Source organism: Streptomyces sp. NPDC003011 (genome assembly GCF_053591515.1).
The window spans coordinates 35,456-62,104 of the sequence record NZ_JBSFTY010000019.1; the positions used below are offsets into that span (position 1 = coordinate 35,456).

At 72.8% G+C, this 26,649-nt stretch carries 18 protein-coding genes; 5 read left to right on the top strand and 13 right to left on the bottom strand.

Features of this window, described 5'->3' with window-relative positions; translation table 11 throughout:
- Positions 1–9 precede the first annotated feature (9 nt).
- The 8 genes from ACWD0J_RS12635 to eccD all read right to left on the bottom strand — a co-directional run bounded on the left by ACWD0J_RS12635 (position 10) and on the right by eccD (position 9,976).
- A complete protein-coding gene (locus ACWD0J_RS12635; RefSeq protein ID WP_451495767.1) occupies positions 10–387 on the bottom strand; it encodes a hypothetical protein in 378 nt (125 codons plus the stop codon).
- Between the two features lie 2 nt (positions 388–389).
- A complete protein-coding gene (locus ACWD0J_RS12640; RefSeq protein ID WP_451495768.1) occupies positions 390–848 on the bottom strand; it encodes a YbaB/EbfC family nucleoid-associated protein in 459 nt (152 codons plus the stop codon).
- Between the two features lie 222 nt (positions 849–1,070).
- Positions 1,071–4,826, bottom strand: coding sequence for an AAWKG family protein (locus ACWD0J_RS12645; RefSeq protein WP_451495815.1), 3,756 nt, complete (start codon positions 4,824–4,826; stop codon positions 1,071–1,073).
- 130 nt (positions 4,827–4,956) lie between these two features.
- A complete protein-coding gene (locus ACWD0J_RS12650) occupies positions 4,957–5,427 on the bottom strand; it encodes a type VII secretion system-associated protein (RefSeq protein ID WP_451495769.1) in 471 nt (156 codons plus the stop codon).
- 153 nt (positions 5,428–5,580) lie between these two features.
- Positions 5,581–5,889, bottom strand: a complete 309-nt coding sequence (locus ACWD0J_RS12655) for a WXG100 family type VII secretion target (RefSeq protein WP_451495770.1) — start codon at positions 5,887–5,889, stop codon at positions 5,581–5,583.
- Between the two features lie 90 nt (positions 5,890–5,979).
- Positions 5,980–6,315 carry a hypothetical protein gene (locus tag ACWD0J_RS12660; RefSeq protein ID WP_451495771.1) on the bottom strand — a complete coding sequence of 112 codons (336 nt, stop codon included), beginning with the start codon at positions 6,313–6,315 and terminating at the stop codon, positions 5,980–5,982.
- A gap of 540 nt (positions 6,316–6,855) precedes the next feature.
- On the bottom strand, positions 6,856–8,457 hold the full coding sequence (eccB, locus tag ACWD0J_RS12665; protein WP_451495772.1) for a type VII secretion protein EccB: 1,602 nt from the start codon (positions 8,455–8,457) through the stop codon (positions 6,856–6,858).
- A gap of 118 nt (positions 8,458–8,575) precedes the next feature.
- Positions 8,576–9,976 (bottom strand): type VII secretion integral membrane protein EccD, encoded by a 1,401-nt coding sequence (gene eccD / locus ACWD0J_RS12670; protein ID WP_451495773.1) that lies wholly within the window; start codon positions 9,974–9,976, stop codon positions 8,576–8,578.
- Positions 9,977–10,431: 455 nt separating this feature from the next.
- Here eccD and eccCa point away from each other — a divergent pair, with 455 nt between their 5' ends.
- Complete coding sequence (eccCa, locus tag ACWD0J_RS12675) at positions 10,432–14,472, top strand: type VII secretion protein EccCa (RefSeq protein WP_451495774.1); 4,041 nt, start codon at positions 10,432–10,434, stop codon at positions 14,470–14,472.
- Positions 14,473–14,567: 95 nt separating this feature from the next.
- Here the strand turns inward: eccCa and ACWD0J_RS12680 are convergent, their stop codons facing one another.
- The 4 genes from ACWD0J_RS12680 to ACWD0J_RS12695 all read right to left on the bottom strand — a co-directional run bounded on the left by ACWD0J_RS12680 (position 14,568) and on the right by ACWD0J_RS12695 (position 20,490).
- Positions 14,568–15,815: a S8 family serine peptidase gene (locus ACWD0J_RS12680; protein ID WP_451495775.1), complete on the bottom strand. Its 1,248-nt coding sequence runs from the start codon at positions 15,813–15,815 to the stop codon at positions 14,568–14,570.
- Positions 15,812–19,126: a right-handed parallel beta-helix repeat-containing protein gene (locus ACWD0J_RS12685; protein WP_451495776.1), complete on the bottom strand. Its 3,315-nt coding sequence runs from the start codon at positions 19,124–19,126 to the stop codon at positions 15,812–15,814. The genes ACWD0J_RS12680 and ACWD0J_RS12685 overlap by 4 nt, the downstream gene beginning before the upstream one ends.
- A 150-nt stretch (positions 19,127–19,276) precedes the next feature.
- Complete coding sequence (locus ACWD0J_RS12690) at positions 19,277–19,669, bottom strand: RICIN domain-containing protein (RefSeq protein ID WP_451495777.1); 393 nt, start codon at positions 19,667–19,669, stop codon at positions 19,277–19,279.
- Positions 19,666–20,490 (bottom strand): type VII secretion system-associated protein, encoded by an 825-nt coding sequence (locus ACWD0J_RS12695; RefSeq protein ID WP_451495816.1) that lies wholly within the window; start codon positions 20,488–20,490, stop codon positions 19,666–19,668. Before ACWD0J_RS12695 ends, ACWD0J_RS12690 begins: the two co-directional genes overlap by 4 nt.
- A 486-nt stretch (positions 20,491–20,976) precedes the next feature.
- On the opposite strand from ACWD0J_RS12695, the gene ACWD0J_RS12700 reads away from it, so the two are divergent.
- From ACWD0J_RS12700 to ACWD0J_RS12715, 4 genes are all read left to right on the top strand, one after another.
- Positions 20,977–22,128, top strand: a complete 1,152-nt coding sequence (locus tag ACWD0J_RS12700; protein ID WP_451495778.1) for a mannose-binding protein — start codon at positions 20,977–20,979, stop codon at positions 22,126–22,128.
- A gap of 506 nt (positions 22,129–22,634) precedes the next feature.
- Positions 22,635–22,772, top strand: coding sequence for a hypothetical protein (locus tag ACWD0J_RS12705; protein ID WP_451495779.1), 138 nt, complete (start codon positions 22,635–22,637; stop codon positions 22,770–22,772).
- 165 nt (positions 22,773–22,937) lie between these two features.
- Positions 22,938–24,368 (top strand): family 43 glycosylhydrolase, encoded by a 1,431-nt coding sequence (locus ACWD0J_RS12710; RefSeq protein ID WP_451495817.1) that lies wholly within the window; start codon positions 22,938–22,940, stop codon positions 24,366–24,368.
- 68 nt (positions 24,369–24,436) lie between these two features.
- Positions 24,437–25,861 (top strand): family 43 glycosylhydrolase, encoded by a 1,425-nt coding sequence (locus ACWD0J_RS12715; protein ID WP_451495818.1) that lies wholly within the window; start codon positions 24,437–24,439, stop codon positions 25,859–25,861.
- A gap of 22 nt (positions 25,862–25,883) precedes the next feature.
- On the opposite strand, the gene ACWD0J_RS12720 is transcribed toward ACWD0J_RS12715, so the two are convergent.
- The gene (locus ACWD0J_RS12720; protein ID WP_451495780.1) at positions 25,884–26,474 is read right to left on the bottom strand and encodes an HAD-IIIA family hydrolase; all 591 of its coding nucleotides are present in this window, start codon (positions 26,472–26,474) and stop codon (positions 25,884–25,886) included.
- Between the last annotated feature and the right edge of the window lie 175 nt (positions 26,475–26,649).

The following is a 26,649-nucleotide window of genomic DNA, read 5'->3' on the forward strand; positions in this document are numbered from 1 at the left end:
GTGCGGAGGTCAGCGGCGGCCATGCCCGCCTGAACCGCCCTCGCCGTTCAGCCCGTCGGTCTCGATGCGGCTGTTGCCCTGCTCGATGTCCTCGATGTTGCGGTCGCGGGTGTCCTTCATCATCCGGACCTGGCTGACCGTGGCGTCGCTGATGGCCACCACCGCGTCGCGGATGGACATCATGGTGTCCTTGGTGGTCTGCCGCTCCTTCTGCTCCTGCGGCCTGGCCTTCTCGGCGAACTCGCCCTCCGTGCCCGGCCAGTTGACCGTGGGGGCCAGTTCGTCGAGGAACTCCTCGGTCATGCTCCTGGCCAGGGAGCCGATCTCCTCCAGCTGCCCCGCCAGGGCCTCGATGCGGTGCGGGTCCACGTAGTACCGCTGTCCCACCGTCAGTCCTCCCCGTCCTCGCCGAGCGCGTCGCGCCAGACAGGCGTCTCCTCCTGGCCGGCGCGTGCGGTGTCCTCTTCGTCCTCGCGCAGCACGTCGGGGCCGAAGATCCGCTCCCAGTCGAGCTCGAAGCCCTTCAGTTCAGGCAGGTTGCTGCTGGGCTCGGTGAAGGGAGCCATCGCCTTCATCACGTGCCGGTTCATCTTCCGGCGCGCCGCGCTCGCCGCCTCCAGCACACTGGCGGCCAGCTCCTGGGGGGACATCTCGCGGTACTTGTTCTCCAGGAACTCGATCCCGGTCAGCTCACCCTGCGGACCCACGGTCGCCCGGACCGCGCGGTCGGAGGAGAGCACCGCGAACGACGCCTGCCGCAGCTCGCGCTCGGTGCGCGCGACCGCCTCCTGGGCTGACTGGAGTTCGGCCATCGCCTTCTCCAGGCGCTTCTCCAGCGGTTCCGTCACGCCCGCCCCGCCCTTCTCCGTCGGTCTGTCGGTCTATCGGTCTGTCGGTCTGTCGGTCTCTTCGTACGTCCGGATGTCCGGTGTGCGGATGTCCGGTGTGCGGATGTCCGGTCCGTGCGTCCGGGCCTGGTCTCCGGTCGGTCAACTGCCCCGCTGATCTTGCCCGGTGAGGGGCCCACGGCGAAAGCCGGGGCCGGACGGTATGCGTCTCTCCGCGCTGGGTCACCGCCCGATGACGGCCGGGGTGCCGCCCTCGTCGGTGCCCCACACGTCCGCGTCCTCCTCCAGGTAGTCGGCGGAACTGGTGGGCCTGCGGCCCGGTTCCGCCTCCTGCTCGGGCGAGTCGCCGCCGGTGGTCGCCACCCGGGAGGCCGGGGCCAGGAAGGTGTCGCTGTCCTCCTGTCGGTTCCACGGGCTGCGCCGACGGCGGTTGCGGCGCTCGCTCTCCTCCGCCGCGTCGACCAGGACGGCGCGCACCCGCTCGCCGTTGCCCTTCTCGCCGCCCGCGCCCATGCCGCCCATGCCACCGCCCATCGGCATGCCGGGACTGCCGGGCATGCCGGGGGTACCGGGCGTACCGGCCCCGGCGGCGGGAGTGAGCGCGGTGGCCGCGCTGCCGGCGGCACCGTCCGAGAGCGGGGCGACACCCGCCCCGTCGAAGCCGTCCGCGGAGTAGGTGCCCACCCCTGAGACGCCGCCGACCGGGACCGCGGTGCTCCCGTTGCCCGTCCCGGCGCCGTTGCCGCCGCCGAGGCCCAGCTCGGAGAGCGGCACGTCCCGGGAGGTGGTGCCGCCGCCGTCGCCGACGGTGCCGAGGCCGTCCAGGAAGTCCGGTCTGTCGAACTCCCCGGGCGAGTTGAGGTCGTGCAGGTCCACCGTCTCGGTGTTGCCCTGCGGGTCGGTGACGGTGGCGATCCCGGTGTCCGGGTCGATGACCTGGGTGCTGCCGTCCGGGAAGGTCGTGGTCAGCTGGCCGTTGTCGAGGACGGTGGTGGAACCGTCCGGATGGGTGACCTCGGCTCCGTGGGTGAGGTCGGTGATCGTGGTGGAGCCGTCCGGGCGGGTGGTGGTGAGCATCCCGTTGTCCGGATCGAAGGTGGCCTTGCTGCCGTCCGCGAACGTGGTGGTGAAGTCGCCGTCGTCGAGGGCGGTGTACCCGCCGGTCGGGGTCTCAAGACCCGGCTGATCGCTGTTGAGACCGCCGAGGTCGCCCAGGTCGCCCAGGTCGCCGATCGACTCGGTGGGCAGGTCGGAGGGGATGTCGACCAGGTCACCGAAGTCGCCCTGACCTCCGACGGTGTTCTGGCCGTTGACATTGCCCAGGCTGCCGAGGTTCTCGGTGGTGGTGGTGGTGCCGTCCGGGTCGGTGACCGTCGCCTGGCCGGTGGTGGGGTCGACGGTCTGGGTCGTGCCGTCGGGGAAGGTCGTCGTCAGCTTCCCGTCCTCACCGAGGGAGGTGACCGAACCGTCCGGGTTGGTCACCTTGACGCCGTCACCCAGGTTCTCCGTGGTCACCGAACCGTCCGGGTGAGTCGTGGTCAGCACCCCGCTGTCCGGGTCGAAGGAGGTACTGCTGCCGTCCGGGAGATCGGTGGTCAGATCGCCGCCGCTGGTGAGCTGGGTGGTGCCGCCGGTCGGGGTGTCGAGCACGCCGTCGCCGCCGCCGAGGCCTGCGTTGAGGCCGTCGAGGCTGCCCAGATCCGTCGTGGTGGCGGTGCCGTCCGGGTCGGTGGTGGTCGCCTGGCCGGTGGTGGGGTCGACGGTCTGGGTCGTGCCGTCGGGGAAGGTCGTCGTCAGCTTCCCGTCCTCACCGAGGGAGGTGACCGAACCGTCCGGGTTGGTCACCTTGACGCCGTCACCCAGGCTCTCCGTGGTCACCGAACCGTCCGGGTGAGTCGTGGTCAGCACCCCGCTGTCCGGGTCGAACGAGGTACTGCTGCCGTCCGGGAAGCCGGTGGTGAGCTTGGAGTCGGTGAGCTGGGTGGTGCCGCCGCTCGGGGTCCTGAGGGCGCCGCCCGCACCGCTGTTGAGGCCGCCGAGGCCGCCGAGGCTGCCCAGGCTCTGGGTGATCGGCGGCACCTCGGTCGTGGAGTTCTGGTCGCCGCCGCCCTGGCTGTTCACGTCCCCGAGATCGCCCAGGCTCTCGGTGACCGGGATGTTCTGATTCAGCAGTTCGTCGAGGTTGCCGAGATTCCCGAGGTCGCCGAGATCCTGTGTGGTGACCGCGTCGGGATCGTTGAGGCCTCCGAGGCTCTCCTCCATGGCCACGCGCTGTTCCTCGGCCTCGCGCTTGGCCTCCTCCTGCTCGCGCTTCTGTTCGTCGCGCAGTTCGTCCGCGTACTTCTTGTCCTCGTCGCGCTGCTGGTTCTGCTCGTCGCGCAACTCGTCCTGGTACTTCTTGGCCTCTTCCTGCTCGCGCTCCTGCTCCGCGCGCAGTTCGTCCTGGTACTTCTTGGCCTCCTCCTGCTCGCGTTTCTGTTCGTCGCGCAGTTCGTCCGCGTACTTCTTGTCCTCGTCGCGCTGCTGGTTCTGCTCGTTGCGCAGCTCGTCCTGGTACTTCTTGTCCTCCTCGCGCTGCCGCTCCTGCTCCTTGCGCAGCTCCTCCTGGTACTTGCGGTCCTCCTCGCGCTGCCGCGCCTGCTCCGCGCGCAGCTCGTCCTGGTACTTGCGGTTGTCCTCGTTCTGCTGGTTGATCTCGTTCTTCTCGTCCTCCAGTTTCTTCTTCTCGTAGTCGTCGGCGGCCGTGGTGGTCGACTTCGGCTCGGGCAGGTTCTCCGAGAAGTCCTTGCCCAGGTCGAGGAACTGGTTGTTGAGTGCCGACTGCACCTGGGCGGCCGGCTTGCCCAGATACCTGTCGATGCCCTGACTCCAGATCCTGGCCGCCTTGTCGCCGACCTTCGCCCAGTTCGCGACGTCGTTGAGGTCGCCGTACTCCGGGTGCTCCTGGAGGAAGCCGGCCTGGGGCGTGTGGTAGGTGGAGCTGCTGTAGCGGGAGGAGGAGACCTGGATCTCCGTCTTGGCGACGTTGTTCGCGTCCACCCACTGGGCGAGGTCGTCCAGGACGTAGCGCAGCACCTGATGCGGGTCGTAGTACGGGGACTTGGCCCAGTCCAGCCATGCCTGCAACAGGGTGTTCGCGGCGTTCGCCAGGTAGGTGCGGCCCAGGGACAGGGCGCGTGAGTAGACCGTGCCGCCGGTGCCGTGCTGGTCGCCGGTGCCGGCCGTGGCGTTGAACGTCTCGACATAGGCGTCGTAGTTCTCGCGGATCTTCTTCAGCAGGTTGCGGAAGACCTCCGCCGCCTCGCCCTTCCAGCTCGCGTCGTCCCGGCCGAAGCGGTCCTCCCAGTCCTTCAGCACCACCGCGTGGTCCTTGAAGAACTTCGCCGCGTAGTCGAAGGACTCCCCGGTGGTGGTGAAGGAGTTCAGGTCCACCGCGTCGGTCGGGGGCACGCCCAGGTTGCTGAACCGGGCGTCCTGGGTGTTGCCGCCCAGCAGGGCCAGGAGCGCCGCCCGCGGCCCGTTCATGTACCGGGCGAGGGGGACGGTGCTCATCTTGGCCTTGTTGTAGTCCGTGAACTCGTTGCCCTCACGGACCTGGGCGTCGTGGACGTTGTCGGTGCCCGGACCGGCGAAGGTGATCTCGTTGCCGGCTTTCACGCGGCCCTCGAAGACGATCCGGGCCTGCTTGATCTTGGTCTTCTTGCCCCGGTCGAAGAACCAGATGTCGTAGTCCTCGCCGTTGTTCGTCAGGAAGCCGGAGTCCTTGACGAGCAGGCTGAGGCTGCGCTCCTTGATGTCCATCCGGAAGAGCTTGCCGCCGTGGTCGGAGCGGAGGGTGTCGAAGACGGTGGCGCGGTCCGGCACCGGATAGCCGGTGATGTGGGTGACCAGGGTGGCCCAGGTGTCGGTGGACGGGTCGCCGGAGTTGTCGAACGCGTCGAGGTTCGCGACGGAGTTGGGATCGTAGCGGTCGGCCACCGGGGGCCCTTTCTGGTCGGTGCCTGTCATCCGTGCCGGCGCACGGCGTCCTCACGCGGGTGTGCGGCCGGGCGGTCCAGCGCGGGCGGGCCGGGCGGTCGTGGTCCCGGCCGGCCCGCGCGGCACGGGCTCAGGTGTCGTCGTCGGTGCCGCCGGTGCCGCCGGCGGTGAGGGTGTCGACCTCGTCGAGCGTCGTGAGCAGCGTCTGCGCGTCGATCGCGTCGAGGTTCTTCTCCTTGGTCTTGTTGGCCGCGTCGATGGTCTCGGTGAGTGCCTCTTTGAGCTCCTTGAAGAGCTCCATCTGGTCACCCAGCAGTTTGTCGATCGACTCGGCCGCCGCGCGGACGTCCTCGATCAGCTTCGGTCCCGAGACCAGAGGGTCGGTGACCATCTTGCCGATGCGCAGGAGCTGCTTGTCCTGGGCGAGGTTCTCCGGGGTGGTGTGCCCGTCGATGAGGTGGCCGAGCGGACGGATGTGGGAGCCGTCGCCCACCTCGCGGTGCTTCTTCGCGGCGGTGTGCACCGGCTGCACCTCGTTGTCCCGGAAGTTCTCCATCTGCTTGAGGTCGAAATGCTTGACGTCGGCCTTCTCACCGGCCATGGGACGTCCTCCTGCGCTGGGTGCCGGACGGGGATCGGGACGGGAAGGGCGAGACGGGGAGGGCGAGGGGCCGCCGGACCGGCCGGCGCCGGGTGCGCGGACGGCCGGACCGGCGGGCCTCAGCCGGGCGCGCGGTGCGGCGCCGGGCCGGTACTAACGGGCCCTGACGTTGCCCCAGTTGTCGGCGCTCTTGCGCTCGTCGCGGGAGTGGTTGTCGTGGATGCTCTGGACCAGCTCGCCGCTGTCGCCGAGCAGCATGGCCATGTTCTTGGTGGCCTGGTCCCACTCCGCCTGGACCTGGATGTACATCTGCTGGTCCGATCCCTCCCAGGAGCTGACGAGCGGCTTCAGCTCGTCCTCCAGGTTGTTGAGGGTCGTGATGATCTGCTGGGTCTGGTTCTTCAGCTCCTCGATGGCGTTCTGGACCACGGGGTACTGCACGTCGATGATGCCGTCAGCCATGACGTCTCCTCTCGGGTGGCCGGGCGCCGGGGCCCGGGAAGCTCACGGAGTCCGGCCTCGCCGAAGAGGGCCGGCGCCGGAAGGGGCGGGTCAGAGCAGTGCTTCGAAGACGCCCTGGGTGGTCTTGCTGTTGAGGACCTCGGTCAGGTCCTGGTTCTCCTTCGCCAGGCGGTCGGCGGAGGTCACGTTCTCCTGGAGCGCGTCGATCATCTTGCTGATCTGGATGACGACCTTCTGCGCCTCGCCGTTCCAGCTGCGGAAGAGCTTCAGCAGGGCCTGGCCCTCGTCGCCGCCGACGCCCGAACGCGCCGCGATCTCCGCGACGTTGTTCTGGATCTTCTCGACCCGGTCCCGGGCCGACTCCAGGGACGAGACGCCCCCCAAGCCCTTGGCATAATCCGCTTTCCTCGCGGCACTGTCCGCCATGTCGCGCTCCCTTCGTTCGAGCGAGTCTCGTCGCAGCGTTGCCCGCTGAGGCTAAAGAGAAGCACGTGTTCCGCGCAACGCGTGCAGGGAAAATTTGAGCTTCCGGACAGCTCGTCAAAATGCTTGCGTACCACGGAAGTTGTCCGAGGGTTTCACCGGGGTGAACAGCCTGCTTCACCCACCGGGGAAGCGGTACGTGTACGGTCCCCGCGGGCGCCGCGAAGCGGGCGGGAAACGGGCGCGCGAAGAAGGGAAACGGTCACCGGAGCCGCCCGTTTCCGCAATGTCCGCGCCGCCGGCGGGGATTCCGCGGGACCGGGCCACCGTATTCTCTGAGCTTTTTCTGAGGTTTCCCTGCGCGCTCCCGGCATTCCTGCCGCCGCCCTCCGGTGGGTGCGGGCCCCACAGCGGGGGATTCCCCGCACCCGGGCCCGTGACGAAACGGGCCGACTCCGCACCGTCGGCGCCGGGTTCGGCCGATGTTCCCCCGCTCCCGCCCTTTTCCTTTTCGTTGGGCGTTTTATGTGCCCCTGGTCCGGCTCAGCCCGCTGTGCCCGCTGTGCGGGCTGAGCCGGCAGCGCCCGCCGTGCCGGTCCCGGCCGCCTCGCCGGCCGCCGCGCGTTCCTCCGTTCGCTCGGCGGTACCGCACTGGGGAGCGGTGACCTCGGCCCGCGTGGCGCCCGAGGCGGCGGCCGGGTCCAGGTCCGCGCCGGTCGGGAAGGCCGCGAGCAGCGGCGCCGGGACCGAGCCGATGTCCCCGGTCTCGTAGCCGAGCGCGGCCAGCGCGTCCGTGGAGGAGACCCGGTACTTCACGCCGTTGTCCGCCACCAGGTAGGTGGTCCCCGCGTGCGCGGCGCCGCTCGCGTGCAGGGCCCGGACCAGGGCGCCGTGCCCGGGCCGTACCACCGCGGCGTCCGGCGGGGTGCAGGCCTGCTCCAGCGGCTGGTCGGTGCCCTCCGGCACCGTGACCGGGGCGAGCCCGGCCAGCGGGGCCAGCACCGAGCTGATCCGGGCGCCGCCGTCGCCGCCGTCCACCTTCGCGCAGAGCGCGGTGCCGCGGGGCGCGGACTGCGGGACCGGCGGCGCGTCCGGCAGCTCCGCGGAACCGGCCTGGCCCGCGTCCTTCGCCCGGTGCTCGCGCAGCACGGCCGCGCCGACCGAGCGGACCTCGGGCGATTGCCCCTGGTAGGCCTCCTTCTGGGTGGCCGGATCGCCCAGCACCAGGGCGGCGCCGAGCCGGGTCAGCGGCACCAGGCCGTCCCGGCGCAGCAGGTGGTACGTACTGCCGCCGCCGGGCACGCTGATCCTGAACAGCTGGCCGATCCGGCTGGCTTCGCCGCCGAGCTGGGGGCCCTTCTCACCGCGCCCGGGCACCTCGGGCGGGCTCAGGACGGGGCCGGGCGCCAGCGCGTCCAGGAAGGCCGCGGAGACCGGCATGGGGCGCTCCGAGCCGTAGCCGAGCGCGTTGCGGGCGTCGGAGGCGCGGTCCAACGGCAGCCTGCTCCCCCGCCACACCAGGTACTCGGTGCCGTCCGGGCCGCGGACCAGCACCCCGCGGTCACCGCCGATCCCACGGGAGTCCAGCGGCGCCCCGGCGACCACGGTGGTGGCGCCCGGCTCGTTCACCTCGGTGCTCACCCGCGCGCCGGAGGTGCTGGGCAACGCTCCGTCCGGTCCGGTGACGCACATGTGCCAGGCGCCGTCGTCGAGCCGGCCGGGCTCGGGCACGGTCTCCGGGGCGCCGGGGATGCCGACCGGGGCACCCACCGGGGTGTCCCCCAACGAGGCGGTGCCCACGTCCTCGGTCGCCAGGTCGGAGCCGCCGATCAGCCGCGCCGAGGCGTAGTTGCGCACCGGGTGCAGCACGCCGTCGGTGCCGGTCCACAGGTAGCGGGCGCCGGTGTCCCGGTTGACCACCAGGTGCTCGCCGTCGCGCCAGCCGTCGTTGCCGCCGGGGCGCAGCAGCCCGTAGACGGTGGCGCCCGCGCCGATCAGGACGGTGACCAGCACGCCGAAGATCACGCCGCGGGTGGTGCGCCCGAGCGGGCTCTCGGGGGCGTCCGGGTCGGCCATCAGCAGGCCGGAGCTGAGCCTGCCCATCATGAAACCGTGGGCCTGCACCTGGTCGCGTTTGGACTGCACAGCCTCTCCTCAACTCGCTCTCGGTGACCGGGTGACCGGGTGACCGGGTGACCGGGTGACCGGGCGTTCGGGTACGGGTGTTCCGGTACGGGTGTTCCGGTACGGGTGACGGGTGCGCTCAGCCGAACAGGCCGCGCAGCCAGCCGAAGAGGCCCGCCACCCACAGGCTGAGCGGCAGCAGCGCGACCGCGAAGCCGGTGTGCGCCAGTTCCGCCGCGCGGCCCCAGTACGGCAGCATCCGGCGGCCGGGCACCGTCCATGCGGCGATCACGAGTACGGCCGCGGCTCCGAGGAGGACCGCGAAGACCACCGCACGCCCGTCGGCGTCGCTGTCCACCGCCCAGGCGCGGGCGAGCAGCAGCAGCCCCCCGATGCCGGGCACCGCCAGGGTCAGCCGCTGCGCGATGTGCACCAGGCCGCGGCCGTGCAGGAGCAGCAGCAGGCTCAGCGCGAGGGCGGTCAGCACCTCGGGCAGGCCCGGGCGCTCGGCGAGGACGACCAGGGCCGCCGCGGCGACGGTGCCGGTGGCCCCGAACAGCGCGGTGACCCAGCGTCCGGCCAGTTCGGTGCGCTCGGCGACCTCGCCGCCCGCGTAGGGCTCGATGCCCTCCTGGAGCTGGCTGGCGGAGGACGGCAGGGCGGGCAGCCGCATCCCGGCCAGCTTGAAGGCGAACGGCACCACCGCCCCGGCGGCCAGCGCGATCACCGTCGCCACCAGCGCCGCCGCGGCCGGCACGTCGAGCGCGGTGTATCCCATCAGGGCCCCGGCGACGGCGGTGGCCACCGCGACCACCGCGGTGGCCAGGAGGGCGGGGGCGCCGACCGCGGTGGCGGCGAGCGCGAGGACCGCGCCGCCCGCGCCGGCCGCGCCCGCCGCCAGCAGTCGCGCGCCCGCGACCCGTGCCGCGTCCGGGCCGGTCAGGTCGCCGCCGGGCAGCACCCAGCCCGCCAGTGCCAGACAGGGCGCGACCAGCAGGCCGAGCGCGGTCGCGGAGAGCCGGTCGCCCACCGCGCGGCTGGCCGAGCCCGCGCCGGCGAGCAGCAGCAGTCCGGTCACGCCCGCGAAGGCCGCCCGGGACGAGGCGGGCACCCCGGGCCAGAACACCAGCACCAGGGCGGTCAGCACGGTCGCCACCACGGTGCCCACCAGCAGGCCGCGGGCCGCGCCGGGGTGCCAGTTGTGCAGCCGCCGGCCCGCGGTGTCGGCTATCCCGTCCACCAGGTCGTCGAGCCGGGCCTCGGGCAGCGCCTCGGTGTGCGGGCGCAGATAGAGCACGTCACCGTCGGCGAGCCCGGCGAGGGCGAGGGTGGCCTCCTCGTCGAGCGGGGCGTCGCCGAGCCGCTGGAGCACCCAGCCGGCATGGTCGAGTCCGGTCTCCTCGGCCTCTTCCCCGACGTAGCGCAACAGCGTGGGCAACAGGTCGGCGACCGGCACGTCGGCGGGTACGGCCAGATCGACGGAGACGCTCGGCGCGCGTACGGTCAGGCGGCACAGTTCGGCCACCGCGCTGTCGGTCATCAGCTGAACTCTCGTCTTCCGTGGAGGGCTTGGCAGGTGGATTTCCCCCGGGAAAGGGGGAATGGGCGAAGAGTACGGACGGCACGCGGGGCCAGTCACGGGTCAGCGCAAGGGGATGGGGCCCGTGCGCCCGGCAACTGCCTTTCCCACGTGGACAGGTCGCGTTCCGTGGATGCAGACTACTGCCGATGCCCGCCGGATTGTGCTGCGGACCGGACTCACGCCCGGTACGGAGCCGACCGCTACGAGAGTTGCCCGCCCCCGCGGTTTTCGCCCGGAACGTTCACCCGGATTTCACCGCTGCCCGGAAACCGCCGGAGTCGGTACGGTGCGGCACTTTCCCGGCACTGGGCGCGGCGGTATTCGGTGCGGGGCGGAAAGCCCAGTGAACCCGGAGGTTCTGTTCCTTGAGTGTGGTGCTCTTTCGCCGGCCGGCCCGCAGACGCGGACCGGAGATGCCCGAGGGGCAATTGACCCTCCAGGAGCCGCCGGTCCTCGCCGAGACGGTGCCCGACACCTCGGCGATATGGACGTATCTGCCGATGGCGCTGATGTCGGTGTCGATGATGCTGATGTTCCTGCGCCCCGGCGGCGGGAACGGCGTCTTCATGTATCTGGCGATGGGCGTCATGGCGCTCTCCGCCGGTGCCATGCTGCTGGGGCAGCTGATGCGCCGCTCCAGCGAGCGCAAGCAGCGCCTGAAGGGCGAACGCCGCGACTACCTCCGCTACCTGGCGCAGACCCGCAAGCGGGTCCGGGCCACCATCGTGGAACAGCAGCGGGCCCTCGCCTGGCGTCACCCGGAGCCCGCCTCGCTGCGCTCGCTGGCCCGCACCTCGCGGCTGTGGGAACGCCGCCCCGCCGACGAGGACTTCGGGGAGATCCGGCTCGCGGTCGGCGAACAGCAGCTCGCGCTCACCCTGCAGCCGGTCTCCACCCGCCCGGTGGAGGACCTCGAACCGCTCTGCGCGCACGCCCTGCGCCGCTTCATCCGCGCCTACTCCACCATCCCCGAACAGCCCCTGGGCCTCTACCTGCGCTCCTCGGCCCGGGTCCTGCTGCGCCCGCAGGGGGCGGCCGGCGAGGAGTCCGCCGAGCCGGGCGTCCCGCCGTACGGAGCGAACGGCGAGACCCGCGCCGAAGGCGGCGCCCCGGCCGCGGACCCCGCCGCCGCCGACGCCGTACGCGCCCTCGTGCGCGCCGCGCTCGGCCAGCTCGCGGTGTTCCACGCGCCCGAGGAGCTGTGGCTCGCGGTCTGCGTCAGCGACGAGCGGCGGCCCGACTGGGAGTGGGTCAAGTGGCTGCCGCACGCGCTGCATCCGTACGAGGAGGACGGCGCCGGCCAGGTCCGGCGGATCACCGCCGACCTCACCGAGCTGGACGACCTGCTCGGCGCCGAGTTCGCCGAGCGCCCCGGCTTCGACCCGGACGCCCGCCCCGGCCGTGACGAGCCCTACACCGTCGTCGTGCTGGACGGCGTCAGCGTCCCCGAGGGGCACCGCTGGGAGGGGCACGGCTACCGCAACGCGGTGGTCCTCGACGTCTCCGGGGCGCTGCGCTGGCGGCCCGGCCGCAACACGCTGCGGCTGACCGTCGGGCCGGACCTGGTGAGCCTGGTGCGCACCGACCGCAGCCGCAAGGAGCGCTCCGTGCCGCTCGGCCGGCCGGACCGGCTCGGCCCGCTCGGCGCTCAGTCGCTGGCCCGGCTGCTCACCTCCCGCCGGATCAGCCTGGGCACCGACATCGCGCAGCCGCTGGAGACCGACGTCGAGCTGACCACCCTGCTCGGCATCCCCGACCTGCACCGCCACGACCCGCGCACCCTCTTCGAGCGGCACACCGGCTCCGCCCGGCTGCGGGTGCCGGTCGCGGTCGGCGTGGACGGCCGCCCGGTGGAACTCGACATCAAGGAGTCCGCGCAAGGGGGCATGGGCCCGCACGGCATGCTCATCGGCGCCACCGGCTCCGGCAAGAGCGAACTGCTGCGCACCCTTGTGCTGGGCCTCGCCCTGACCAACTCCTCCGAGACCCTCAACTTCGTCCTGGTCGACTTCAAGGGCGGCGCCACCTTCCTCGGCCTGGAGGAACTCCCGCACACCTCCGCCGTCATCACCAACCTCGCCGACGAGGTCGCCCTGGTGGAACGCATGCAGGACGCCCTGCACGGCGAACTGATGCGGCGCCAGGAGCTGTTGCGCTCCGCCGGCAACTACACCTCCGCCCTGGAGTACGAGCGGGCCCGCGCCGCCGGGGCCGGCCTCACGCCGCTGCCCAGCCTGTTCGTGGTGGTCGACGAGTTCAGCGAACTCCTCTCCGCGCACCGGGAGTTCATGGACCTGTTCGTGATGATCGGCCGCCTCGGCCGTTCCCTCGGGGTGCACCTGCTGCTCGCCTCGCAGCGCCTGGACGAGGGCCGCATGCACCAGTTGGAGAGCCACCTGTCGTACCGCGTCGGCCTGCGCACCTTCTCCGCCATGGAGAGCCGCGGTGTGCTCGGCGTGCCGGACGCCTACCAGCTCCCTGCCCAGCCCGGCAACGGCTACCTGAAGTCCGGTGTGGAGTCCCTGACCCGGTTCCGCGCCGCCTACTCCTCCGGCACCTACCGGCGCCGCACCGGCGCGGTGGTCCGGGCCCGGGTGGCCAGCCAGGTGGTGCCGTGGACCAGCGGCTGGGTGGTGCCGCGCACCCTGGAGGCGGCGCCCGAACCTGAGCCGGAGACCGAGGAGGCCGGTGACGAGGAGACGCTGCTCGACGTGGCCCTGGACCGGCTGCGCGACTCCGGCCCGGCCGCCCACCAGGTGTGGCTGCCGCCGCTGGACGAGCCGTCCCCGCTGGACGCCCTGCTGCCCGGCCTGGCCCCCGACCCCGAGCGCGGCCTGACCGCCGCCGGCTGGCCCGGCACCAGCCGGCTGCGGGTCCCGGTCGGCCTGGTGGACAAGCCCTTCGAGCAGCGCCGCGATCCCCTGATCGTGGACCTGTCCGGGGCCGGCGGCCACGTCGCCATCGCGGGCGGTTCGCAGAGCGGCAAGTCCACCCTCGCCCGCACCCTGATCGGCGCCCTCGCCCTCACCCACACCCCCGCCGAGATCCAGTTCTACTGCCTCGACTTCGGCGGCGGCGGCCTCTCGCAGTTCGCCGCGCTCCCGCACGTCGGCGGCGTCGCCGCGCGGCTCAACCCGGAGCGGGTGCACCGGGCGGTCGCCGAGGTGATGACGCTGCTCGCCCGCCGCGAGCAGTTCTTCGTGGACCACACCCTCGACTCCATGCAGTCCTACCGCCGCCGCCGGGCCGCCGGGGAGTTCCCCGACGAGCCCTTCGGCGACGTGTTCATGGTGGTCGACGGCTGGTCCACGGTCCGCCAGGACTACGACGACCTGATCCCGAAGTTCAACGAACTCGCCGCCCGCGGCCTCAACTACGGCATCCACCTGATCGTCACCACCACCCGCTGGGTGGAGCTGTCCGCCCAGGTCCGCGACCAGGCCGCCACCCGCCTGGAACTGCGGATGGGCGACCCGATGGACTCCGAGATCGACACCCGCAAGGCCCGCTCGGTGCCACGCAGCGGCGGCCGCGGCATCACCGCCGACAGCAAGATGCACTTCCTGGCCGGCCTGCCCCGCCTCGACGGCAGCGGCTCCCTGGACGACCTCGGCGAGGGCGTCGCCCACCTGGTCACCGAGGTCTCCCGGCACTGGTCCGGCCCGTCCGCCCCGCAGGTCCGGATGCTGCCGCACCGGCTCCCGCTCGCCGAACTCCCCGCCCCCGAAGCGACCGAGGGCGGCGGCATGCGCCTCCCGCTCGGTATCGACCAGGACGCCCTGGAACCGGTCTGGCACGACTTCAGCCGCACCCCGCACCTGCTCGTGGTCGGCGACACGGAGAGCGGCAAGACCAACCTGCTGCGCCGCGTCACCGAGGGCATCACCGCGCGCTACGCCCCCACCGAGGCGAAGATCATCGTGGTCGACTACCGCCGCACGCTGGTGGACACCGTCCCCGAGGAGTACCGCATCGGGCACGTGATCTCCCTGGACAACCTCAAGGAGACCATCGAGGGCGCGGCCCGCGCGATGAAGACCCGTGTCCCCGGCGCCGACATCGCCCCCGGCCGGATGCGCCGGTGCGACTGGTGGACCGGCCCGCGCCTGTTCATCCTGGTCGACGACTACGACATGGTCTCCGGCAACTCCTTCCAGAGCCCCTTCGAGCCGCTCTTCGAGCACCTGACCCTCGGCTTCGAGATGGGCCTGCACCTGATCGTCGCCCGCAGCGCCATGGGCGCCGGACGCGGCCTCGGCGACGGCCTCCTGCGCCGCCTCGACGAGGCCAACAACCCCGCCGTCCTCCTGTCCTGCCCGCCCACCGAAGGCCGTCTCTTCGGCAACGCCAAACCCCGCAACCTGCCCCCCGGCCGGGCCCTGCACATCGCCCGCCGCCGGGAGCGGCTGATGCAGACGGCACTGGTGGAGGAGAGCCCGGGGCAGGGCGGCTGAGCGGACACGGGAACGGACACGACGCGGGGCCGGCGGGACCACCTGAAGTGGCCCCACCGGCCCTCAGTTCATTCCGGCGATCCCGGCGATTCCGGTCATTCCGGCCCCGCTGCGCCCTCTCCCGCCGGACGCCACCCCCGGGCGCGGGCCCGCGGAACGGCGTAGGCGGCCCACAGGACGGCGAGGACGCCGGCGGTGCCGAACAGGACGACGAGCGTGGCGCGGTCGGTGGCCCGGTCGGCCGCGGAGGTGTCGCGGAGGACGACCGGAGCGGAGCCGCGATCGGCACCGGCGGGCGGGGCCGGGTCGCCGAGGACGGTGGTGACGGCGGCGTAGGGGTCGAGCTGGGGGAGGTCGGCGGGGTAGGCGGTGGCGGTCAGACGGCGGGTGACGGCGTCCGGGGAGTCCCCGGGGCGGACGGCGCGGACCACCGCGGCGGCCCCGGCGGCGTAGGCGGTGGCCACCGAGGCGCCGCCGCCGAGGTAGTGGCCGTCGCCGCGCGGGCCGCCGGAGACCACTCCGGCGCCGGGGGCGGCCAGGTCGATGCCGTCGGTGGGCAGGGAGCCGTCCGGGCGGGCGCCGTCGGGGAGCATGTCGGCGACCGAGAGGACGCCCGGCTCACCGGCCGGCCAGTACGTGCGGGGCGCGATCTCGTCGGTGCCGCCCCGGGGCGGCGGGTCCGGGGCGGCCGCGGCGACCACCACCGCGCCCGCGCGGCGGGCGTCGGCGACCGCGCGGGTCAGCGCCGAGTCGCGGCGCGGCAGGGCCACCGCGACGGCGATCACCCCGGCCCGGGCCGCGGTCGCCTCGCGCACTGCCTGCGCGACCAGGGCGGGGTCGGCCGCACCGCGCGCGTCGGTGCCGCGCAGGGCCAGGATCTTCGCCGCCGGGGCCACCCCGGCGAGGCTCGGGCTGTCCCCGCCGGTCCCGGCGATCAGCCCGGCCAGGAAGGTGCCGTGCCCGACGCAGTCGTCACCGGCGGCGCCCTGGGCGGTGACCCGGCCGTCGAGCCCGGCGGCGTCAGGGGCGACCCCGGTGTCGATCAGGGCCACGGTCACGCCCGCGCCGGTGCCGTGCCGGTGCAGCCGGTCCAGGTCGAGGCGCTGGCGCGACCAGTCCTGCTTCTCCGCCTGCCGGCGGGAGGCGGGGGTGCAGGCCACCTGCTCGGCGTCCGGATCGAACGCGGAGGGCATCCCGGGCAGTTCCTGGCCCTTGGTCCCGTCGGCCGTGGGCGGGCCCGGCACGGGGGCCGCCTGGACCGGACCGGCCCCGGGCAGCAGCAGGGCAGCGGCGAGTGAGGCACCGGACAGCAGGCGGGCCGCCCTGCGTGCGGGCGGCCTCACCGGGCCGCCTTCGGGGCCGCGGCCGTGACGTCCTCGGGGCGCAGGACTCGCAGGTCGTCCAGGGTGGGCGCGGCCAGCGAGCTGAGCCGCCCGGCCTGGCGGGTGACCATCGACTCGACCACCTGGCGGGCCAGGCGGGCGTTGCCGAACGAGCGGTCCCGGGGCAGCGCGTCGAAGTACTCCTTGAGCAGCGGGCCGGTGCCGGGTCCGCACTCGTAGCCCATGCTCGCGGCCTGGGTGCGCACGATGGTGACCAGTTCCTCGGAGGAGTAGTCGGCGAAGGCGACCCGGCGCGGGAAGCGGGAGGACAGGCCGGGGTTGGAGGCGAGGAAGCGTTCCATCTCCTCGGTGTAGCCGGCCACGATGACGGCCACCTCGTCGCGGTGGTCCTCCATCAGCTTCAGCAGGGTGTCCACCGCCTCCTGGCCGAAGTCGGCGCCGCCGCCGCGCGGGGTGAGGGTGTAGGCCTCGTCGATGAACAGCACGCCGCCACGGGCCCGTTCGAAGACCTCGCGGGTGAGCTGGGCGGTGTGGCCGATGTAGCGGCCGACCAGGTCGGCGCGGGCCGCCTCGACCAGCTGGCCGCGTTCGAGGATGCCGAGCTGGGACAGGATCTCCCCGTAGAGGCGGGCGACGGTGGTCTTGCCGGTGCCGGGCGGGCCGGTGAAGACCATGTGGTGGCTGAGCGAGGGCACCGGGAGCCCGGCGGCGGCCCGATGCCGGGCGGTGGTGATGAGGTTGACCAGGTCCGCGACGTCGCGCTTGACCTCGGCCAGGCCGACCATGTCGCCGAGGCGGGTCAGCGGGTCGTTCTCCGGGGTGGCGGTCGCGGTCGCCTGCGCGGCTGCCGTGGCGGAGACGTCCTCCGGCAGCAGCAGCCGCAGGTCGTGCTCGCCGACCTGCGGCTGGCCGGCGAGCCGGACCGCCTGCCGGTCCACCATCTCCTCGAACACCCCGCGCGCGGCACGGCCGTTGCCGAAGCCGGCGTCCCGCGGCATCGCCTCGAAGTGCGCGGCCAGCGCCGCCGCGGTGCCCTCGCCCAGCTCGTACTGGTGCTGGGCGCACATGTTCTCCATGATCGCGACCAGTTCGGGCACCGAGTAGTTCTCGAACTCGACGGTCCGCGAGAAGCGGGAGGCCAGACCCGGGTTGGAGCCGAGGAAGGACTGCATCTCGCGGGAGTAACCGGCCGCGACCACCACCACGTCGTCGCGGTGGTCCTCCATCAGCTTCAGCAGGGTGTCCACCGCCTCGCGGCCGAAGTCGGCGCCGCCGTGACCGCTGTCGGCGGTGAGGGTGTACGCCTCGTCGATGAACAGCACGCCGCCGAGCGCCCGTTGGAAGGTCTCGGTGGTCTTGATCGCGGTGCCGCCGACGATCTGCGCGACCAGGTCGGCGCGGGAGACCTCCACCAGGTGCCCGCTGCGCAGCGAGCCGAGTTCGGCCAGGATCGCCCCGTACAGGCGGGCCACGGTGGTCTTGCCGGTGCCGGGCGGGCCGGCGAAGACCAGGTGGCGGCTCATCGGCGGGGCGGACATGCCGAGTTGTTCGCGGCGCTGGGCGAGCTGGGTCAGGTTGACCAGGGTGCGCACCTGCTGCTTGACGTTCTCCAGGCCGATCAGCGCGTTCAGGGCGCCGAGCGGGCCGTCCGCACGGTCCGGCGGGGGCGCGTCCGCGGCGCCGGAGCCGGCCGGGTCGGTGTTCTCGGCGCTGCCGGTGCCCCAGGCGTCCCGCTTGCCGTTGCCGACACTGTTCAGGCCCTCCACGGCGAGCCGTTCACCGGGCGCGGTCTGCACCAGGCCGCCGCCCTCGTTCTCCCGCGCGAGGCAGTTCACCAGGGAGACCGGCGCGGTGGACTCCACCCGGAAGCCGTCCTGGGCGCCGCCGGTGGCCTCGCAGCCGCTGAGCGAGGCGAGCGCGCCCTCGCAGAGCAGGAAACCGTGGCCCTGCGGGGCGTGCACCAGGGTGCGGTTGGCGGTCAGCTCGCCGCCCGCGGCGACCACCACGCCCTCCTCGCCGGACATCTCGATACGGAAGTCGCGGACGGTGACGCTGCCGCCGTCCTCCACCACCAGGCCGTTGGTGCCGGTGTCGGAGACCCCGCCGCCGGCCAGGTAGAGGGTGCTGCCGGAGGCCACGCGCACACCCGCGCCCTTGGGCCGGACGATCTCGCAGTCCTCGGCGCGCCCGCGGGCGTCCTTGGCGGCCGTGATGCCGTCACCGGAGGGCTCCACCAGCCGGGCCCGGCGCAGCAGCGGGTTGGCACCGCCGCGCACCGCGATCGCGGGCGAGCCGCCGATCACCTCAAGGCGGTCCAGCTCCGGAGCGGAGTCCTCCTCCAGGAGCAGCCCGGTCTCGTGGCAGTCGCGGACCGTCAGGCCGGTCAGCGCCGGGGAGGCGGCCCCGGCGACCCGCAGCGCCACGCCCTGCGCGCCGTCCACCCAGCAGTCCTCGAAGGTGCCGCGCGCCCGGTCGGTGACCAGCACGCCGTGGCCGCGGGTGCGGGACACGCGGCAGCGGCGCAGCACCGGGTCGGTGCCGGCGGCCAGCGTGATGCCGTTCCCGGAGGCCCCGGTGACCCGGACGTCCTCCAGCGTCGTACGGCCCGCGCTGCTCAGGTGCACGCCGGTGCTGGTGTCGTGCACCACGGTCCGGATCACCGAGAGGGAGCAGTTCTGCTCCAGGGCGAGGGAGGGCTTGTCGGTGGAGGAGATGTCGCAGTCCTCGACGGTGCCGCGGGCCTCGCCGTTGGCGAGCAGGCCGTTGCCGCGCGCGTCGCGCACGGTGCAGCCGCGGACGCGTGCCTCGCCCTGCTCGGCGAGGACCAGGCCGCTGGTGCCCAGGTGTTCGAAGGTGCAGGACTCCACGGTGCTGGGCGTGGTCGAGGTGACCACGATGCCCGCGCCCTGCGGGTTGCTCACCCGGCAGTCCCGCAGCGCGAGCGAACCGGTGCCGCCGGCCAGCAGCGCGGTCCAGGCGGCACCGACGATCTCGCAGCCGTCGAGCGCGGCCTGCCCGCGCCGCACGTCCACGGCCGGCTGCTCGGCGTCGCCGCCGCGCAGGGTCAGTTCGGAGAGCATCACGGCGTCGGCACGCAGCGCGAGCACGCTGCCCGAGCGCGGGCGGATCTCCACCGTGCCCCGCCCCTCGGCGGCGGTGAGGGTGACCCGGGTCTGGATCACCAGGTTCTCCGCGTACGTCCCTGGCCGGACGCTGATGAGCGCGCCGGTACGGGCCGCCGCGAGCGCCTCACCGATGGTCCGGTAGCGGTCCCGGTCCCCGGGACCGACCGTCAGTACCTGGCGCGACACGCACCAACCTCCTTGCTTCGGCGGCGTCTTGGAACGGGCACCCCGTCTCGCCGGGGGCCGCGGGTCGGCGAGCCGACGGTGCCATCATGCCGCGCCCGTCGGGCGGGGCGGGAATGCCGGGGACGATGCTCCCGGTCCGGGGGCGTCCGGTCAGACGACGCTCCACTTCTGGTTGTCGGTGCCCGCGCAGCTCCACAGGTGCAGCCAGGCGCCGTTGTCCCGGTTGTTGTCGTCGAGCACCAGGAACGGCACCGACACGAGCAGCGCTCCCACGACCGCCGCCCCGGCCAGCACCGCCCTGCCCGGCCGCCCCACCGGTCGGGTCCGCTGCTGCGGCCGGTCGATCGCGGTCACCGTCATGGTCCGCACGAGCGCGGGCAGCCGGCTCTTGGCCGCCGCGGCGGCATCGGACTCGGGCTCGGGATCGGGGTCGGCCTGAGCGACGTTCACGGCGGTCGCGACGGCCGTCGTGTTCCCGCCCTCGGAACCGGACTCCGCGCGCGCCGCCGGGGATGTGGGGGACTGCTCGGCGGGACGCGTCACGGGGTCCTCTCTGTGGTGCGGGGCCAGGGTGCGGAAGGGCTGTCGGTCCGGTCCGTGGAGGGGCCCGCGGTTGGAGGGCCGGTACGGTCCACCGGGTCCGGGTCTAAGGGGGCGCCGGGGCTCGTCTCCGTCCCGGCGTCCGCCGCGGGCGTTCCCTCGTCGCCCGCGCCGGGGCCGGGGCCGGGAAGACTGTCCGCCGGGACGAGCAGGGGGGCCGCGGCCCCGGCGTTGACCATCAGCAGGGTGCCGGCACCACTCAGTGAACGGGCCAACTCCCGTGCGGGAACCGTGTCATGGTGAAGTGCCGCGGACATGAACGCGTGTGCCGGCGAGGTGAACAACAGCACCACCGGCGCCCCGTCCCGCCCGGCGGCCGTGAGCGGCCCGCCGTCCGGGCCGCGCACCACGGACACCTCCGCCTCCGCGAGCGCCGCGAGCGCCTCGTCCACCGAGCCGTAGCCGGTGGCGGCCCGCTGCGCCGCCGCGTCCACCGGGTCGGTGGGCTCCGGCCAGCCGAGCACCCGTGCCGAGGGCCGGTACGCCGGGTTGGCGCGGTACTCCCCCACGCCCCCGCTCTCGTCCGACTGCCATTCCCCCAGCACCGCCCACTCCGGCGGCGTCCGCTCCTCAGTCCACTCCGGGTCCACCATGCCGATCCAGTGCCCTGGCGCGCGGCGGGCAGCGGCCCGCACGGCCTCGGGTATCTCGGGTGTTTCAGGGGTGTCGGCGGCCTCGGCGGCGCCGGCGGCGGCCGGGCCGGATGCCTCGGGCGACACCGGCGGGGCGCCAAGCGTGGCCTCTTGCCGTTCTCCGGGCCGCATCTCCACCTGAACTCTTGGATCCGTACGAAATCTTGGGTGCCGAAGGTGCCGAAAGGTGCCGAAGGTGCCGAACGGCATGCGCACACGCCGACGCTGACCAGTCGGGGAGCCCACAGAATGCCACACGAGCCCTGTCCGTGGGGGCCCGCGGAAGATCCGTATCGGGCGCCGACGTGCCCGTTTGCCGCCCGGTTGGAGAACGTACCGGGAGCAGTGAGGCGACGATGGACAAAGGAACGGGTCCGTAGGGGCAGTTGGGGCGGTTGTCCTCTCCACGAGGGGTTACGTTGGACACGCCGTCGGACCTGTCGACGCAGGTGTGGGGTCACGCGGAACCGGACAGCGAGGGACGGGACGAAACTGCTCACCCGGACATGGCGCTGACCCGACGCCCGTCCCGTTCACCGGCGTTCGTCCGGTCCGTCCGCTGCGCGGGCGGCCCTCTGCCCACCACCGAGAGCTCCGCCACCGAGGAGGAGGAACCGCATGTCCCCCCAGCCCCCCACCGCCGGCGCGAACCCGGAGGCGGCCGCCGCCCCCCACGCGGAGGAGCCCGGGTCCGCGCCCGCGCCCTCCACACCGCCCGAGGAAACGCCGAGCCCTGCCGCCACCCCGGAGGCGAAGTCCGGCGCCACCCTGGAGGCGAAGTCCGGCGCCACCCCGGAGCGGGAATCCGGCACCGTCCCCGAGGCGGAGTCCGGCACCCTCCCCGAGGCGGAATCAGCCGCCGCCCCCGAGGCGAAATCAGGCGCCGCTCCCACCGGAAAAGCCGCAGCCCCGCCCCCGCCCGCCGCCGGGACCACCGAGGCACCCGGGACCACCGAGGCACCCGGAGCACCCGAGGCATCCGAGACGCCCGCAGCGAGCACGGTCCCCGCAGCGGGCGTCGGCCTGGCGACGGCCGTCGCGACCGCTCCCCCGGGCGTCAAGGCCGGCACCGGCGTCGACGGAGGACGCCCCCGCAAGCCGGTCCTGGCGGGGGCCGCGATCGTCGGCGCCGCCCTGATCGCCGTACCGCTGCTGCTGGCCGGGGGCGCCAAGGACGAGGCGCGCCCGGACACCGCCAAGGGGGTGGCCGGGCAGGGCTCCGACACCGTGCTGAACCAGGACCCCTCCTCCGCCGCCCTCGACGACTACGTGGCCGAGAAGCCCAGCCCGTCCCCGAGCAAGGCGAAGGCGACGAAGAGCGCGGCCCCGAAGGTCGCCGTCCCCACGTCCGCCGCCCCCAGGCCCGCCGCGCCCGCACCCGCGTCAAAGCCCGAGCCGAGCCGCTCGCCCACGAAGAAGCCCACGCCCAAGGCGACCCCGCAGCCGGACTGGAGCACCGAGACCGTCTCCGCGACCAGCGTCCTGGAGGTCGACCAGGCCTGGACCACCAACCGCATCCGCATGGTCATGCAGACCGACGGCAACCTCGTCGTCTACAACGAGAAGGGCAAGCCCGTCTGGGCGTCCATGACCTTCGGCGAGAACCACCGGGCGATCTTCCAGAGCGACGGCAACCTCGTCATCCACAACGCCGCCGACCGCCCCATCTGGGCTTCCAAGAGCCATGGCCACGAGGGCGCCCAGCTGGTCCTCCGCGCCGACGCCAAGGTGGTCATCGTGCACAACGGCGGGGTCGTCTGGTCGACCTGACCCCGGGTGACCGGCGCGTGCCCCACCGGGAGGAGAACGGCCGGGGGTCAGCGCGGAGCGAGCCGCAGAGCCGCATCCGGGTGGAGCTCGCCTCGGGGCCGGAGACGGACTGGACGATGACGGCCGATGCACCGTTCGGATCGGCGAACCAGGGTGACGCCGGCGGGAAGAGAGCCGATGAGGCCACGACTGCCGCGCCGCGGACCGGACTTGGAGGTCAGGCGCCACAAGACCGGCGTCACGGCGGCCTCGTGTCCGTCCGTCAGGGCCGCGCGGCGACCTCCGACAACGGCCTGGGCCGGGCGGTCGGGCTCGCCGAGGGAGCGCCGCACCACTGCGTCGGCGCCAAGGAGCACCTGCCGATTTGGATCCAGTCGCGGGTGAGGAACCCACTGCCGTCCCGGGCCGTGCGGCGGCGCAGGGTGAGCAGGTCCGCCAGGTACGGCACCGCCGACACGACAGCGGCCGCAGCCTGAGCAGGGCCGGCCCAGGGCTTCGGGCCGCGCATGAGCGTCAGCCCCGTCCCGGCCGCCGTGGTGGGGTGGACCGGGCTCGGCCGGAACCTGCGGCGGGCGGAGCGGGCGGGCACCGGCGCGATCGTCGCCGCGAACACCCTGAGCGTCGTCCAGGTAAAGCGCGTGTGACGAAACCGTTGACGGAAGCATGGCCCCCGCTTATCTTCTGACCGAATTTACGAACCACGTTCGAAATGACGGACAGGACGGTCCCGCATGCCGAAGACCTCAGAGCAGCCCCCCGCCAGACGCCACAGGTCCCTCATCCTGTGCGTGCTCGCCGTCCTGATCGCCATGGTGTCGGCGACGACGCCGGCCACCGCCGCCGAGGGCCGCCCGTACACCAACCCGGTCAAGTCGACCAAGGGGGCCGACCCCTGGCTCGAGTACTACAACGGCAACTACTACCTGGTCACCACGTCCTTCACCGGCGTGCTGACCATGCGGAAGTCGCCGACCCTGGCCGGCCTGTCCACGGCCGCCAGCGTCCAGGTCTTCAGTGACACGACCCCCACCCGCAACACCAATATCTGGGCACCCGAGCTGCACTTCCTCGACGGCCGCTGGTACCTGTACTACTCGGCGGGGCAGAGCGGTGTCGCCTGCTGCGACTCCCAGCGCACCCATGTCCTGGAGAGCGCGGGCACCGACCCGATGGGCCCGTACACCTACAAGAACCAGCTCAGCGGCTCCAACCTCACCCCCGGCGGCTGGCTCATCGACGCCACCGTCCTGAAGGCGAACAACAGCCTGTACATGGTCGGCAGCGGCTTCATCAACGGCAGTACGCAGAGCCTGGTCATCGCGCCGATGAGCAACCCGTACACACTGGCGAGCAGCACCTTCACCATCATCTCCAGCCCCACACTGAGCTGGGAGACCTCGGGCGGCGCGGTCAACGAGGGACCGGAACCGCTCTACCACGACGGCCGGACCTTCCTCACCTTCTCCGCGAGCTTCTGTGGCACCCCGGACTACAAGCTGGGCCAGCTGGAGCTCACCGGCAGCAACCCCCTGCTGGCCTCCTCCTGGACGAAGAAGCAGACGCCGGTCTTCCAGCGCAATGACGCGGCGAGCGTCTACGGCCCCGGCCACAACGGCTTCTTCAGCTCGCCGGACGGCACCGAGAACTGGATCGTCTACCACGCCAACGACACCGCGAACGGCGGCTGCGGCAACGGCCGTACCACGCGGGCGCAGAAGTTCACCTGGAACGCGGACGGCACGCCGAACTTCGGCACCCCGGTGGCCCTCGGCACGACGCTGCCCGGCCCCTCGGGCGAGACCGCGGCGACCCCGACCGCATACGCCCTGGTGAACCGCAACAGCGGCAAGTGCCTGGACGTCGAGGGCGGCAACACCGCGGACGGCACCAACATCTTCCAGTGGGGCTGCACCGGCGGCGCCAACCAGAAGTGGCGCGTCGAGGACCTCGGCAACGACACCAGCAGGCTGGTCAACGTCGCGACCGGCAAGGTCATGGACACCGCGGGCTGCGCGACGGCCGACGGCACCGACATCGCCCAGTGGTCCTGGCTGAACAACAACTGCCAGAAGTTCCGTCTCGTCCACACGGCCACCGGTGACTACGTGCGGATCGTGAACGAGAACAGCGGCAAGGTCGCCGACGTCGCGAACTGCTCCACCGCGAACGGGGCCGACGTACGGCTGTGGACGTGGCTGAACAACAACTGCCAGCAGTGGCGGCTCGTGCCCACGACGTGACCTCCCTCCCCGCCCCGCACCCAGTGATCCGGAGAACCCCCTTGAGACGCAACGCCGTACGCCTGCTCATGGCCGGGCTGGTCGCCCTCGCGGCCTGTCTGGCCGGCCCGGCCCCCGCCGCCCAGGCCGCCGTGCCCGACTCCCCCGCCGTCACCTACACCAACCCGCTCGCCGAACAGCGCGCCGACCCGCACATCTTCAAGCACACCGACGGCTACTACTACTTCACCGCGACCGTCCCCGCGTACGACCGCATCGTGCTGCGCCGGGCGACCACCATCCAGGGTCTGAAGACCGCGCCCGAGACGACGATCTGGACCAAGCACGCCAGCGGCGTGATGGGCGCCAACATCTGGGCACCGGAGATCCACTTCATCGACGGCAAGTGGTACGTGTACTTCGCCGCCGGCTCCACCAGTGACAAGTGGGCGATCCGGATGTACGTCCTGGAGGGCACCGGCGCCAACCCGCTGACCGCCACCTGGGTGGAGAAGGGCCAGATCAGGACCCAGTGGGAGAGCTTCTCCCTGGACGCCACGACCTTCGTGGTGAACGGGGTGCGCTACCTGTCCTGGGCGCAGCGCGACCCGTCGGTCGACAACAACACCGACGTCTACCTCGCGAAGATGTCCAGCCCCTGGGCCATCACCGGCACTCCGGTCCTGCTGACCCGCCCCACCTACGCCTGGGAGACGGTCGGTTACAAGGTCAACGAGGGCCCGGCGGTGGTCCAGCACGGCGGCAAGGTGTTCATGTCGTACTCGGCGAGCGCCACCGACAGCAACTACTGCCTCGGCCTGCTGTCCGCCTCCGCGAGCGCGGACCTGCTCAACCCGGCGTCCTGGACGAAGAGTCCGACCCCGGTCTTCACCAGCAACGCGGCCACCGGCCAGTACGGTCCGGGCCACAACTCGTTCACCGTCTCCGAGGACGGCAAGAGCGACGTCCTCGTCTACCACGACCGCAACTACAAGGACATCAGCGGCGACCCGCTGAACGACCCGAACCGCCGCACCCGCGTGCAGAAGCTGTACTGGAAGGCCGACGGCACCCCCGACTTCGGCATCCCGGTGGCCGACGGGGTCACCCCGCAGCGCCTGTCGTCGTACAACTTCCCGGACCGTTTCGTCCGGCACTACGACTACCGCGCCCGCGTCGACACGAACGTCAGCCCGCTCGCGGACTCCCAGTTCCGGGCCGTCGCCGGCCTGGCCGGCAGCGGCACCGTGTCGCTGGAGTCGGCCAACTTCCCCGGCTACTACCTGCGGAGCAACGCGAGCTTCGAGGTCCGGCTGGAGAAGAACGACGGGACGGCCCAGTTCGCCTCCGACGCCACCTTCTACCGGCGCGCGGGCCTCGCGGACGCGGCGGGCGTCTCCTACGAGTCGTACGCCTCCGCCGGGCGCTACATCCGCCACTACACCTACCTGCTGTACACGCAGCCGGTGAGCACGGCCACGGACCGGGCGGACGCCACGTTCTACGGCCAGTGACAGCGGCATCCGGGGAGGGGCCTCACTGCGGCCCCTCCCCGGTGTCGTACGCGGCCTCGATGGGCCGTTCGTCGACGAGGACCCGCCCCCGCGGCGGTCCGGTCAGCAGCGCGCGGACGGCGGTCAGGACATCGGGCGCCACATGGTCCGCGCGCGCCGTCTCCTTGGGCGGGGTCCGGTCGGAGGGGACGAGGATGCCGTGGCCGCCCGCCCGGCGTGCGGCCTCGACGTGCGTGCCGAGGTCGCCGACGACGACGCAGTCCGACGGGGCGGTGCACACCCGTCCGACCGCCCACAGGATCAGCCCCGGTTCCGGTGGGCGGCAGCGGCAGCCGTCGCCGGGGTCGTGCGGGCACACGCCCCACACGTCGAACGGGCCGAGGAGGTCGTCGACACGCCGGTCGACACGCCGTACGTCGGCGTCGCCGAGCAGTCCGCGGGCCACGCCGGGCTGGTGGGTGAGGACCCCGGTGCTGATCCCGTGCAGCCGCAGCAGCCCGACCGCCTCACGGGCGCCGGCGACGGGGCGGACCCGGCCGGGGTCGGCGTTGTCCGGGACGTCCTCGACGAGAACGCCGTCCCGTTCGAACAGCACAGCCTTCACGCGGCTCACGGCCGCACCTCCTCGCTCGCGTTCACGTGCGTCCCCTCCGGGTAACCGGGCGCCGGCCGCTCATGCGCCGGCCGGCGGGCGAAAGGGATCAGAACCCCGTGCGCCCCTGACACGGCTCCTCGCCCACGACCCGCTGGGCCACACGTGTGAGCCGTATACGAACACCCCGCTGAAC